This is a genomic window from Haloechinothrix salitolerans (assembly GCF_042662605.1).
GTDB classification, from domain to species: domain Bacteria; phylum Actinomycetota; class Actinomycetes; order Mycobacteriales; family Pseudonocardiaceae; genus Haloechinothrix_A; species Haloechinothrix_A salitolerans.
The window spans coordinates 6,565,902-6,578,795 of sequence record NZ_JBHSXX010000001.1 but is presented as its reverse complement, the minus strand read 5'-3'; the positions used below and the strand labels follow the sequence as shown (position 1 = coordinate 6,578,795).

Below are 12,894 nucleotides of genomic sequence, written 5' to 3'. Positions count from 1 at the left end.
CGATCACGCCCAGCCGAGCTCGTGCAGCCGCTCGTCGTCGATACCGAAATGGTGCGCGATCTCGTGTACCACGGTGATCGCGACCTCGTCGACGACTTGGTCTTCGGACTCGCACATCGCCAGGATCGGCTCCCGGTAGATCGAGATCCGGTCAGGTAGCTGGCCGCTGTAATCGTGGGTGCGCTCGGTCAATGCGACACCGTGGTAGAGCCCGAGGATGTCCGGCTCTTCCTCGTTGAATGGCTCCACGAGGACGACGACGTTGTCCATGGCGGCGGCGAACTCCGGCGGGATCTCGTCGAGAGCGTCCGCGACCAGCTCCTCGAACCGCTCTTCTGTCATCGACACCGTCATGCGAGCACCTGGGCGTCAGTTACCTGCTGGCGTGTCGGGCGCGTTCTCGCCGCCACCGCCAGCGGCCTGTCCGTCACTATCGTCGGAACCTTCCTCGCCTGCGCCGTCTCCACTGGTATCGCTGCCGTCGCCCCCCGAACCGTCGTTGGCATCCTCGGTGTCCTTGCCATCGCCAGAGCCACCATCGGAGCCGCCGTCATCGTTGGCTGAATCGGACTTCTTCTCGGGTGGTGTCTTCGCGATGCTGTCGGTGATGGGGGCCAGTCCTGACTCGTCTTTCAGCAGCCTGGCCACCTTGCAGTTGACGTAGACCGACCCTGCCTTCCAACTCGCTTTGGTTCTGGTGTCCCATGTCGCGATCAGGTTCTTCTTCTTCAGATTGATGCCGCCCGTGTAGTGCTGGATGCGCTTGTTGCACACCTTGTCGAGCAAGGCGTTCTGCTTCTTCTCCGGGGGGTAGCCCTTCTCGAAGTGATTACTCAGCTTGATGATCGCGATGATCTCGTAGGAGTGCGGTCGGTCGCACGGCACCGGATCGCCGACCGACTTGTCCCGCAGATCGAGACACGTCCCCTTGGCCCAGATGTCTGACTGGCTCTGCTCCTTCGCCGAGCCGGTCGTGGCTTGCAGCGATCCGCCCGGCCCGATCCGCCATAGCCCGCAGCGCAGCGTTCGGTCGCCGCTGTCCCATTCGGCCTGGTTGGGTAGCAAGGCGGTGATCGAGTACTTGCCCTCAGGATCGAGTGGGTCACCCAGATACTCTTCGACGCCGTCCTCACATCGCTTGGTCGCGATCTCGCGCCACCTCTCGACGCTGGGACGCTCGGCGTTCTCCGGGAAGTCGTTGCCGACCTGGATGATCTCGGTGACCTCGAAGACGTGCGCTTCGTCACAGTCGACGGCGGTCATGTCGCTGCCGTCGGCTTCGGTCCAGTTCAGGCACGTGCCGACCGGGACGTCGTAGGGCGATTTCGTCTCCCCGTCGGTCGCGGGCATGCCGCCGCCCACCGGGACGGGAGCGGCGGGTGTTCGCGGCTCGGCGGAGGACAGCGCCATGTTCAGCGACAACGCGAGGATCGCGCCGAGCACGGCGCCCGCCATCAGGTAGCGAGCGCCTGAGGCCGTGCCCAAGGCGAGAAACCGGGTGATCGTTGTCGACATCACGTCTCATGATGCCTGAGGTGACGGTGGGGGCGGCCTGGAAGCCCGGTTCTTGCCCGCGAGTGGAGCCACTCGCGGGCGATGGTTCCACCCGCTGGCCGCTGACGCGAAGGGGGCTCAATCTTGTGCGGTGAGGGTTTAGGGTGCGTTCATGCGCATCCTTCGGACACCTGACGAGTGCTTCACCGGCCTGCCAGACTTCGACTACGAACCGCGCTATGCCGAGGTCGCCGATCCCGAAAGTGATCGGATGATCCGCATGGCCTACGTCGAGGCTGGGCCAGCCGACGGCGAACCCATCCTGCTGCTGCACGGTGAGCCGACATGGTCGTTCTTGTATAGGAAGATGATGCCGGTGCTCGCCGACGCGGGCCTGCGGGCGATCGCGCCGGACCTGGTCGGGTTCGGCCGCTCGGACAAACCAACCGAGGTCAGCGACCACACCTACGCCCGCCATGTCGACTGGGTGCGCTCGCTCGCGTTCGACGCCCTCGATCTGCGAGACGTCACGCTCGTTGGTCAGGACTGGGGTGGGTTGATCGGCTTACGTCTCGTGGCGGAGAACCCGGACCGGTTCGCGCGAGTCGTCGCGGCTAACACCGGACTGCCCACCGGTGATCACCCGATGCCCGACGTCTGGTGGACGTTCCGCGAGGCGGTCGAGAAGGCGGAGAAGCTGGACATCGGGCGGTTCGTGGCATCTGGCTGCCGCAGGTCGGTGGCTGACGGCGTCACCGCGGCCTACGACGCGCCGTTCCCCGAGGAGTCCTACAAGGCCGGAGCACGCGCGATGCCAACGCTGGTACCGACCAGCACCGACGATCCGGCGACCGAGGCCAACCGGGCGGCGTGGCAGACGTTGAGTGAGCTGGACAAGCCTTTCCTGTGCGCGTTCTCCGACAGCGACCCGATCACGGGGCCGATGGGGCCGATCCTGCAGCGCGCGATGGCCGGTGCCGCAGGCAGGGAACACCCGACCATCACCGAGGCGGGTCACTTCCTGCAGGAAGACGCTGGCGAGCAGCTCGCGGAGGAGATCGTGGCGTTCGTGCGGGCGACGCCGCGGTGAGCTGAGCGTGCGTACTCCGGCAGGCGCGACGTCGTGGCGAGGCACCTGCCGGGGTCGCACACGCGGGCGATGACCGGGGTTCTAGGCTGAACAGCCATGATTGACCCCAGGATCCTGCGCGAAGACCCTGACCTCGTGCGCGCCTCGCAGCGTAACCGCGGCGAGGACGAGGGCGTTGTCGACAAGTTGCTCGACCTGGACCAGCGCAGGCGATCCGCCATCTCCCGCGCTGACACGTTGCGCGCCGAGCAGAAGCAGCTCGGCAAGCAGATTGGCAAGGCGCAGGGTGAGGAGCGCGAGCGGCTGCTCGCGCGGGGCAAGGAACTGGCCGCCGAGGTCAAGGCCGCGGAGGCCGAGCAGGCCCAGGCGTCGGAGGAGTTCAACGAGCTGCACCAGAGCGTGCCGAACCTCGTCCATCCCGACGCGCCGGCGGGTGGCGAGGAGGACTACGAGGTCCTCAAGCACGTCGGCACGCCCGCTGAGTTCGACTTCACCCCGTCCGACCACTTGGAGATCGGCCAGCGCATTGGCGCCCTCGACATGGAGCGCGGCGCTAAGGTGTCCGGTGCGCGGTTCTACTTCCTGACCGGCATCGGTGCGCAGCTCCAGCTCGCGCTGCTGAACATGGCGGCGGCGCAAGCCGTTGAGAACGGTTTCCAGCTGATGATCCCGCCGGTGTTGGTGCGCCCGGAAGTCATGCAGGGCACAGGCTTCCTCGGCTCGCACTCGGCCGAGGTGTACCGGCTGGAGGCCGACGACCTGTATCTGGTCGGCACGTCGGAGGTGTCGCTCGCCGGGTACCACTCCGACGAGATCTTGGACCTCTCCGGCGGGCCGCTGCGCTACGCGGGCTGGTCATCCTGCTTCCGCCGCGAGGCGGGCTCGTACGGCAAGGACACGCGCGGCATCATCCGCGTGCACCAGTTCGACAAGGTCGAGATGTTCGTCTATTCCCGCCCCGAGGACGCCGAGGCGGAGCACGCCAAGCTGCTCAGTTGGGAAGAGGAGATGCTGGCCAAGATCGAGGTGCCTTACCGCGTGATCGACACGGCGGGCGGCGACCTCGGCACGTCGGCGGCGCGCAAGTTCGACTGCGAGGCGTGGGTCCCGACGCAGCAGGCGTACCGCGAGCTCACATCGACGTCGAACTGCACGACGTTCCAGGCTCGCAGGCTCGGTATCCGCTACCGCGACGATGACGGCAAACCGCAGGTCGCGGCGACCCTCAACGGCACGCTCGCCACGACGCGGTGGATCGTGGCGATCCTGGAGAACCACCAACAGGCCGACGGCTCGGTCCGCGTGCCCGAGGCGATGCGCTCGTTCCTCGGCGGTCGCGAGGTGATCGAGCCCGTCGCGGGCTGAAGGACGTACCCGTTTCAACGCAGCCAGCGGAACGAGAGCTAGCCATCGCATCGCGAACGCGATACACGCGACGCTCGACGAAATGCGTCGTCACACACAGGAGTGGTCATCTAACCCTACGGAGTGCAAGTTGCGGATTTGAGGCAACCGGACGGGCTTGTGGGACTTAGTCTTGCGGTACTCGATAAATCGATTTCCGCAGCTCACGAGCCCGGAGGCAGCCATGCGAAACGTCAACCGCACTCTGACCGCATTGCTCGGCGCGCTTGTCCTCGCGTTGGCGGGGCTGGTCCCCTCCGCAAGCGCCGCACCCGCCGGGCCGACCGCGGGCACGCACTTGATGTGCCACTACCAGTTGCACCACCACAAGCTGTCTGGACACTGCCACGGCAACAGTCACCTCGGCGCGGTGAGCGGGCCGTTCTCCGGGAAGATCAAGCTGCACGGCAACGGCAAGGGTAAGATGAAGCTCAAGCTCAAGGGGCTTGGCAGGTCGGATGCTGAGACGTCGGGCACCACTCTGACCGGCACATTCAGCGGTTCGTCTTTCCTGAGCGGCACCGCTCACGGCCAGTTCCACGTATCGTTCGGCACCATCCATATCTCTGGCACGTTCGTCGCGGTCCTTGGCTGATCGCGGGACTGGCGGCACCGAAAGTCTGGGACTCGGCGGGGCTCAGGTGTCCAGCGTTGACGCGATGTGGCCCGCGATCTCCAGGGCACAGGTGGCTGCCGGGGACGGCGCGTTGAGGACGTGCACCTGATACGGCGCCCGCTCGATGAGGAAGTCCTCGACCAGCGTGCCGTCGGGGTGCAGCGCCTGCGCTCTGACGCCTGACCCGCACCGTACGATGTCGTCCGGTCCGATCGTGGGCACCAGGCGCGCTAAGCTCGCGGCGAACCGGCGACGGGATAGCGACCGCAGTATCTCCTCGACTGCGGTGCGGCGGAACCGTGACGCCAGCTGCCACGTCCCGGGAAACCGCAGGGCCTCAGCGGTGTCGCGGACGCTGACGTCGCGCCAGCGGTAGCCCTCGCGGTGTAGCGCGAGCACCGCGTTCGGTCCAGCGTGCACCGAGCCGTCCAGCATCCGCGTCAGGTGCACGCCAAGGAACGGCAACGCCGGATCGGGCACCGGATAGATCAGCCCGCGCACCAGCTTCGTGCGCTCTGGCCGCAGTTCGTAGTACTCGCCGCGGAACGGCACGATTTGCGTACGTGGCGCGAGCCCTGCCAGCCGGGCGATCCGGTCCGCGTGCAACCCAGCGCAGTTGACCAGCGCGTCCGCCCTCACGAGGCCGGATGACGTGTGCACATCGACTCCACCAGCCACACGCCGGTTGATCGCGAGCACGCGCGTGCCGAGCCGGACGTCGGTGCCGGACTCTGCCAGTTCCGCCGCCAGCGCGCCGCACACACCGGGGAAGTCGACGACGGCGGTGGACTCAACGCGCAGCGCCTTGACACACGCCACCTCCGGTTCGTACTCCCGCGCCTCGCCGGGGTCGATCAGCTTCGCCGGGACGCCGTTGGCCGTCGCCCGTTCCGCGAGGCGATGCAGCGCGGGCAGTTCGGCGTCGGATGTCGCCACGACCAGCTTGCCGCAGACGTCGACGGCCACCCCATGCTCGCGCGCGTATCGCACGATCGACTGATTTCCCGCGACGGACATGCGCGCTTTGAACGATCCTGGTGGGTAGTACAAGCCAGCGTGCGCGACGTTGGAGTTGTTGCCGGTCTGGTGTGTGGCGAGCCGGCCTTCCTTCTCCAGGACGGTGACCTGGTTGCCACGTCGTGTGAGTTCACGCGCGACCGCGAGACCGATGATCCCGCCGCCGATCACTGCGATGGTGCGCACGGCATCGCAGCCTATAGCGCACGGCCGGGCTGGTTCGACCCGTGTGGCGGGCGTGGCTACCCGCGTGTGGTCCGTGTAACCACGCCACATATCGTCAACCTGGTCTTTTACCGGACAGAACCGCAATCGAGGAGATTCGGAGCGCGGATGAGGATCGCCGTCGTCAACAACTTCTACCCGCCACGGGTCGGCGGCAGCGCGCACATGGCCGAGTCGCTAGCCAAGGGCTACGCCGCGCGAGGCCACGAGGTGCTGGTCATCACCGCCGAGTACCCCGGCGCGCCCGCGGAGGAAGACGTCGACGGCGTCCGGATCGTGCGGCTGCCCGCGGCGCGGCTACCGAAGACGAAGCTCGCCGTCAACTTCGACATCACCTTCGCGACCCGCCCGTCACTGCCCCGCAGGCTGCGTGAGCTGCTCGGGGACTTCGGGCCGGACGTGATCCACCAGCACGGCCAGTTCTTCGACCTGACGTGGGCTTCGGGCATGTGGGCGCGGCGCAACGACGTCCCCGTGCTGCTCAGCGTGCACACCAGGCTGGAGAGCCCGAAGCCGATGTACCAGGCGGTGTTCAGCACCCTGGACGCCTGCCTCGTCGCGCCGATCTTGCGCCGCTATAAGCCGGTGCACGTCGTCATGGACTCGCTGATGGACGACTACATCAAGCGCAGGTACGCCCGCGGCGTGTCCGGCACCGTCGACATCCCGGTCGGTCTCGACCCGGAGTGGACGCGCGGCGGCGACTCGACGTACGTCCGCGAGCGGCTGGGGATCGGGGACGCGCCGCTGATCCTGTCCGTCGGGCATGTCATCCCGCTGCGGGACCGGGTCACGCTGGTCGAGGCGATGCCGCGGGTGCTCGCGGAACTGCCGGACGCGAAGCTGGTCGTCGTCGGTGGCATCTACTACGACGCCTTCCTGCGTCGCGCCGAGGAGCTGGGCGTCCGCGACGCTGTCATCACGACCGGCGCCGTACCGAAGGCCGACGTTCCGCACTACCTGGCCGCCGCCGACGTCGAGTGCCACAGCCTCCAGGGCATCGGCTTCGGTACCGCCTGCCTCGAAACGCTCGCAGCTGGCGTGCCGCAGGTCGCGGCGATCGAGGAAGACCACTTCGGTGACATCAAGACCATCGACCGGGTCCACATGCACCTCGTGCCGAAGAACTCGCCGGGCCCGGTCGCGGAACGGCTGGTCGAGGCCATCCGCAACCCGGAGGAGTCACGGCGCATGGCGGCCGAGGGCGCGTCGATCGTGGACAAGCACTTCACGATGTCGGCGATCATCGACAAGCACATCGAGGTGCTGACCGATCTCGCGGCGAGGCGATCGCGTGGGTAACAGCATCCACCCCAGCGCCATCATCGGCGAAGGGGTCTCGCTTGGCGACGACAACGTGATCGGCCCGTTCGCGGTCATCGTTGGTCCCGTGACCATCGGCTCCGGCAACTGGATCGGGCCACACGTCACGATCGGCACCCCGGCGTCGCATCGAGCCGCGTCGCACCCAGCCTCCTGGGAGGGCGAGCTGACCGGCGACCCGGACGTCGACGGCCACGGCGTCGCCATCGGCGACGGCAACCGCATCCGCGAGTACTTCAGCGCGCACCAAGGCATCGAGCGCCGCACGGACATCGGCAGCAACGGCTACTTCCTGCGCGGCAGCCACGTCGCTCACGACTGCGTGATCGGTGACGACGTCACCCTCGGATCGAATGTCGTCGTCGGCGGGCACAGCGAGGTGTGGACGCTGGCCAACCTCGGGCTCGGGGTGACCGTGCACCAGGGCGGGGCGATCGGGCCGGGCGCGATGGTCGGCATGGGCGCGGCCGTGCGCGGCGCCGTCGGCCCGTTCAGCGTCAGCGTCGGCGTGCCCGCTCGTGTCACTGGGGTCAATTCCGTGGGGTTGTCCCGCGGCGGGGTGCCCGACGACGTGATCGACCGGCTGGCGTCGTGCATCAGGGAGCAAAGGCCATGGGACGTCAATGGCGTGCCCGCCGAACTGAGCGCACTGGTGCGGAAGTGGGAGGCGAGATGACAGAGCCACCGACCACATCGGAGGGCACGACCCCGAGACAGCGGCAGATCTCTGTCACCAGGACCCAGGTCGTCAACGGCCTGCGGTGGCTTGCCATCGCCGTCGTCGTCGGCTTCGCCATTCACCAGCTCAGCCAGCACTGGACGGAGTTCTGGACCACGCTCGGCGACATCCCGTGGGAATCGGCCGTGCTGTCGCAGGTCATGGTGATCGCTTCGCTCGCGGCGACCGTCTACGGCTGGCAGGTGATCATCGACCACCTCGGCGCGCCGGTCGGCTACCGCCGCAGCTCGCAGATCTTCCTGGTCGGGCAGCTCGGAAAGTACGTGCCCGGCTCGGTGTGGGGCTATCTGCTCCAGATGGAACTGGGCAAGCAGGCCGGGCTCGCGCGGGCGAGGGTGTTCGTGGCGTCGCTGGTGCACCTCGGCGTGATCATGGTGTCCGCGATGGTCGCCGGGCTGATCGCGCTGCCGGTCATCTTCGACACCAGCCCGAACGCCCGGTGGATGCTCGCGCTCATCCCGATCGGGCTGGTCGCGCTGCATCCGCGCGTGCTGACGTGGGGGACGTCGTTGGTGCTGCGGCTGCTGCGCAAGCCCGCACTGGAGCACACCCTCAGCGGCGCGATGGTCGGCAAGTCACTCGGCGCGTCCGGCGTCGCGAAGGTGCTGCACGGCCTGCACCTGTGGCTGCTGGCGAACTCTGTCGGCGCGCCCGGCTGGACCGGGCTCGCCCTGTGCGTGGGTGCGATGGCGCTGGCGATGACGGCAGGAACAGTCGCGTTCATCTTCCCGGCAGGCGCTGGCGCGCGGGAGGTGGTGATCGTCGCGGTGCTGGTCGCGGCTGGCATCGGTCAGGTGGAAGCGCTCGCGTTCGCCGCCGTGTCCCGCGTGATGTTCCTGGTCGCCGATCTGATCACCGCGGGCGGCGCGGCGATCACCGCCCGGTCGACGCTGCGCGCGGCCGCGCCGAGGTGAACTCGTACCCGCTGGTCGTGGAGTCCACGCGGTAGATCACCGCGCCCTCGTTCTCGTAGACTTTCGTCAGGAACGGTAGGGCGGCGTGCCCGGTGAGACCGGCGGTCCGGTGCTTCCCGTCCCTGACGAAGCCGCGCTTGCCGATGATCACCCAGCGCACGTTGAGTTCGGCGGCGGCCGCCCGCACGTCTGGGTCGTCGTCGAAGTGGTTGAACCGCCGCGAGAGCAACCGCGCCTCGGTGGCGATGCGTCGCTTGTCGTAGTGCGCCGCGACGGTCCGCACGCCGCTGATCGCGTACGTCCACACCGTGCCGTCGAACCGGTCGTTCATCGCCCACTCACCAGGCGCGGCTAGCTCGCCGAGCTTACGCATGGCCGCCACTTCCGCCGTGCTGACGCGCTCGCTGCTATCCATGTCGAAACCCTTGTGGACGACGGCGGTGTTCGGCCCGGTGTAGAACAACCCGGTTACCCACGCGAAGCCCGCGATCATGGTGAGCGCGACGCCGCCAGCGACCCAGGTACGTGGGATGTCGATGCCACGCCGAATACGTGACGTGAGCCGGTCGACCACTCGCGCGATCACCGGGCGCGCTACCGCCTGCGCCTCGGCCATCCCGTGGGCGGCGAGCATCGTCAGCGGCAGCGCCGCCAGCGCCATGAACCGCCACGGGTCGTTCCACAGCGGTTGGCTGAGCGCGATGACTATCGGCGCGTCCGATGTCGCGACGGCGACCCATGCGGCGCTCGCCAGCAGCGCGGTCGCGCCGAGCCACCGCAACTCGCCGAGCCTGCGCATGAACATCACACCGAGCACGAGTGCTGCGCAGAGCCAGAGCCGCGGCAGCGGCTGATCGTGCTGGAACACCAGCAGCGCCCCGACAGCGCTTTGGATGTCTAGTTCGACGGGCCAGGTGACCGGGCCGCCGGGGGAGGGCCGGGTCGCCGCGCCGACCAGGTGCGGCGCTGCCAGCAGCGCCGCCGTCACTACGACGCCCCCGAGCGTCAGTAGGTCGCCGCCGACAAGGCGTGTCCGGGTGCCATGCGGTCGTGCGGTAAGCCAGTGCTGCGCCAGCAGCGGAATCCCGAACACGAGCCCGGTGAAAAGCGTCGACGGGTGGATGGCTAGCAGGCCAATCAGTACGAGTACGGCGAGAGCGGCCGCGACGACGTCTCGGCGGGTCAACAGTCGTCGCAGCACCGCGATACCGACCGGCAACAGGGCGAGCCCCTCAAGGAACGTCAGCAGCGGCCCACGCTCAAGGGAGGCGTAGAGCAAGGTCACTGGTGCGATGGCGAGCAAGGCGGCGAATCCAGCGAACACCGCCCTGCCGTGAAACTCCCGGATCATCGCGATCAACGCCAGCGCGAGCAGCCCCGGTAGCAGCACCGTGTGGGCATTGAGCACGGTCGCGACCGAGACGCCGCTGAGCTGGTACACCAACGCACCGATGAGGTGGTAGGCGTTCGGGTAGAACAGCGCGGTGCCATCGCCGTACTTATTCAGCGACCCCATGCCGTGCAGGCTGCTGTCGTGCGTCTCAGCGATGTAGCGGATGCCGTTGGCATGGAAAGCGGCGTCCCAGTCCTGCGGGATGGTCGCCAGGTTTCCCATGCCGTTGAGCACCGTGTAGCCGCCGAGCGCCGCCGCGGTCACGACGCAGCCGAGGACGGAGAGGTGCGCGCCCCGTTGCCACGGTGAGCCGACGTCGTCTTTGCCTAGGCGGAACAGCGCGGCTCGTCCGCGGTGCGGCAGCCGGACCCCAGCGCAGGCCGCGACGGTCACGAGGGTGGCCAGCACGAATGTCGCCACGGTGAATGGCACGCCCGCGATCGCTAACCAGGGACCGGCGATGCCGACCACGGCGTAAGTGACCAGCGGCGCGCTCGCGGCGAGCAGCCAACCGCGCACGCCGAGGGCGGCCGCGGCGAGCAGGCCGGGGACGATCACCATCAGGCATGTCAACGCGATGGTCGCCACGGCCATGCCGGGGTTTAGTGCGATCGGCAACGCAGCTCCGTCGGGGTAGTAGTGCGTCTGGCCGCCATGCGATGCGCCTATAAGGACGCGGTATTACGCCATTTAGCCCAAGACTGCGGACGGATGCCAGCAATGTCGAATGCCTCCGCACGAAAGGGTGAAACTCGCCGCCGCGTGTAAAGCCGCTGTCAAGCGTTCGGACGATTGCCTCGCCGCGATCACGGGTGCACGCTGAGTAAGCGCTGCGCATGCCAAGCAGGCCGGAAGTAAGTCGACAGGCACACTCGCTTGCTCGGTCAGTCCGGGTTACTTCCGGGCGGATTGGTATCTACCGGCACGGCACGCCGTTACAGGGGGCCGATATGGGCACACATCGACGCGTTGTTCAGTTGGCCCTCGCGGTGACGGCGGCGATCGGGTCGCTGTTCGTCCTGCCGGGGCAGGGCACGGCGGAGCCGGTGAGATACACGGCGCTCGGTGACTCCTACGCGTCCGGCGTCGGTACCAGGGCGTACTACGAGGACAGCGGCGACTGCTACCGCTCGCCGCACGCCTACCCCGTGCGCGTCGCGTCCAAGATCGGTGCCGCGCTGACATTCGCCGCCTGTTCCGGCTCACGGGTGGCCGATGTGCGCGGGAAGCAACTCGGCAGCCTCGGGAGCGATACCGAGTACGTCACCGTGCAAGTCGGCGGCAACGACATCGGGTTCGCCTCCGTGCTTACCGCTTGCGCACGGCCGTGGCCCTACACCTGCTGGGACGAGATCGACGAGGCGAATCGCATCATCCGCGACGTCCTGCCTGGCAGGCTCGACCGGCTCTACGCCGACATCGTCGCCCGCGCGCCGCAGGCACGGGTCGTAGCGGTCGGCTACCCACGCCTGTTCAATGGTGAGCAGTGCAACGCGGGCGCGCGGATCAGTTCGGGTGAGCAGCGTGAGTTGAACAAGTCGGCCGACCGGCTCGCCAGGACAATCGAGGCGAGCGCGCGAGCGGGCGGCATCGAGTACGTCGATGTGCGCAAGGAATTCACCGGCCATGCGGTGTGCGACGACGTCGAGTGGCTGAACGGGCTGTCCTACCCGATCTTGGAGTCGTACCACCCGAACCGGAAGGGGCAGCGGCTCGGGTACACGCCGCGGGTGTCCGAGCAGGTCGCGGAGCCGGTGCCGGTGCCAACCGTGCAGTGAGCTGTACCCGCGGCAACCGCCGTTCCCCGCGCCGTGCCGGGCCAGGTGTGGGCGGTGGCATAACGCCACTGAACCTACGCTCGCGTAACCTAGCGGCATGGCAGAACTCGTGTACCCGCCGGTCATCGCGGCGTGCAAGACCATGTTCCGCGTGCTTGATCTCAAGCTCGACATCGACGGTACGGAGCACGTGCCGCGACATGGCGGTGCGGTGATCGCGTGTACGCACGTGAGCTACCTCGACTTCATCTTCTGTGGGCTGGGCGCGCTTCCCGCCGATCGGCTGGTGCGGTTCATGGCCAAACGCGAGGTGTTCGAGAACCGCATCGCCGGGCCGCTGATGCGCGGCATGCGGCACATCTCGGTGGACCGTGCCGCTGGTAAGGCGTCCTACGACGAGGCGGTCGAGCGGCTGCGGTCCGGCGAGGTCGTCGGCGTGTTCCCCGAGGCCACGATCAGCCGGTCGTTCACCGTGAAGGGGCTGAAATCGGGCTCGGTACGGATGGCGGCTGACGCTGGGGTGCCGGTAGTGCCGATGGCGGTGTGGGGCACGCAGCGGCTGTGGACGAAGGGCCGCCCGAAGAACCTCACGCAGCGACACGTGCCGGTTTCGATCCTGGCTGGTGAGGCGTTCCACCCTGAGGAGGGCGACGTCGACAAGGTCACCACCGACCTGCGGGAACGGATGCAGCACCTGCTCGACAAGGTGCAGGCCGACTACCCGGACTCGCCGGCGGCCGGAGAGGACCCGTGGTGGCTGCCCGCGCATCTCGGCGGCACCGCGCCGACCCCGGAGGAAGCCGCCGCGATGGACAACGAGCGGTAGTCACGCCCGGGAGCGGGACGTCGGTGGCGTCCGGCATACGAATAGGGTGAAGCGGTCACGTCACCAAGGACTTGC

12 protein-coding genes are annotated in these 12,894 nt (G+C 67.8%); 8 read left to right on the top strand and 4 right to left on the bottom strand.

What is annotated here, in order from left to right; all coding sequences use genetic code 11:
- Window positions 1-3: 3 nt before the first annotated feature.
- A complete protein-coding gene (locus tag ACFQGD_RS31600) occupies window positions 4-354 on the bottom strand; it encodes a metallopeptidase family protein (protein WP_345391675.1) in 351 nt (116 codons plus the stop codon).
- A 15-nt stretch (window positions 355-369) separates the two neighbouring features.
- Entirely contained in the window at window positions 370-1,515 is a 1,146-nt protein-coding gene (locus tag ACFQGD_RS31595; protein WP_345391672.1) for a septum formation family protein, read from the bottom strand.
- A 151-nt stretch (window positions 1,516-1,666) separates the two neighbouring features.
- Here ACFQGD_RS31595 and ACFQGD_RS31590 point away from each other — a divergent pair, with 151 nt between their 5' ends.
- From ACFQGD_RS31590 to ACFQGD_RS31580, 3 genes are all read left to right on the top strand, one after another.
- Window positions 1,667-2,584, top strand: a complete 918-nt coding sequence (locus tag ACFQGD_RS31590) for a haloalkane dehalogenase (protein WP_345391669.1) — start codon at window positions 1,667-1,669, stop codon at window positions 2,582-2,584.
- Window positions 2,585-2,680: 96 nt separating this feature from the next.
- Window positions 2,681-3,949 carry a serine--tRNA ligase gene (serS, locus tag ACFQGD_RS31585; RefSeq protein ID WP_345391666.1) on the top strand — a complete coding sequence of 423 codons (1,269 nt, stop codon included), beginning with the start codon at window positions 2,681-2,683 and terminating at the stop codon, window positions 3,947-3,949.
- A gap of 223 nt (window positions 3,950-4,172) precedes the next feature.
- Entirely contained in the window at window positions 4,173-4,583 is a 411-nt protein-coding gene (locus ACFQGD_RS31580; RefSeq protein WP_345391663.1) for a hypothetical protein, read from the top strand.
- 42 nt (window positions 4,584-4,625) lie between these two features.
- On the opposite strand, the gene lhgO is transcribed toward ACFQGD_RS31580, so the two are convergent.
- Entirely contained in the window at window positions 4,626-5,807 is a 1,182-nt protein-coding gene (gene lhgO, locus ACFQGD_RS31575) for an L-2-hydroxyglutarate oxidase (RefSeq protein ID WP_345391659.1), read from the bottom strand.
- 147 nt (window positions 5,808-5,954) lie between these two features.
- Here lhgO and ACFQGD_RS31570 point away from each other — a divergent pair, with 147 nt between their 5' ends.
- Genes ACFQGD_RS31570 through ACFQGD_RS31560 form a run of 3 tightly spaced genes read left to right on the top strand, consistent with a single transcriptional unit; the run spans window position 5,955 to window position 8,822 of the window.
- On the top strand, window positions 5,955-7,148 hold the full coding sequence (locus ACFQGD_RS31570; RefSeq protein ID WP_345391656.1) for a glycosyltransferase family 4 protein: 1,194 nt from the start codon (window positions 5,955-5,957) through the stop codon (window positions 7,146-7,148).
- A complete protein-coding gene (locus ACFQGD_RS31565; RefSeq protein WP_345391653.1) occupies window positions 7,141-7,845 on the top strand; it encodes a UDP-N-acetylglucosamine acyltransferase in 705 nt (234 codons plus the stop codon). Before ACFQGD_RS31570 ends, ACFQGD_RS31565 begins: the two co-directional genes overlap by 8 nt.
- Window positions 7,842-8,822 (top strand): lysylphosphatidylglycerol synthase transmembrane domain-containing protein, encoded by a 981-nt coding sequence (locus ACFQGD_RS31560; protein ID WP_345391650.1) that lies wholly within the window; start codon window positions 7,842-7,844, stop codon window positions 8,820-8,822. Before ACFQGD_RS31565 ends, ACFQGD_RS31560 begins: the two co-directional genes overlap by 4 nt.
- Here ACFQGD_RS31560 and ACFQGD_RS31555 read toward each other — a convergent pair.
- Entirely contained in the window at window positions 8,782-10,833 is a 2,052-nt protein-coding gene (locus tag ACFQGD_RS31555; RefSeq protein ID WP_345391647.1) for a DUF6541 family protein, read from the bottom strand. The genes ACFQGD_RS31560 and ACFQGD_RS31555 overlap by 41 nt on opposite strands.
- Before the next feature lie 332 nt (window positions 10,834-11,165).
- Here ACFQGD_RS31555 and ACFQGD_RS31550 point away from each other — a divergent pair, with 332 nt between their 5' ends.
- A complete protein-coding gene (locus ACFQGD_RS31550; RefSeq protein WP_345391644.1) occupies window positions 11,166-11,993 on the top strand; it encodes an SGNH/GDSL hydrolase family protein in 828 nt (275 codons plus the stop codon).
- 97 nt (window positions 11,994-12,090) lie between these two features.
- Complete coding sequence (locus tag ACFQGD_RS31545) at window positions 12,091-12,819, top strand: lysophospholipid acyltransferase family protein (protein WP_345391641.1); 729 nt, start codon at window positions 12,091-12,093, stop codon at window positions 12,817-12,819.
- Window positions 12,820-12,894 lie beyond the last annotated feature (75 nt).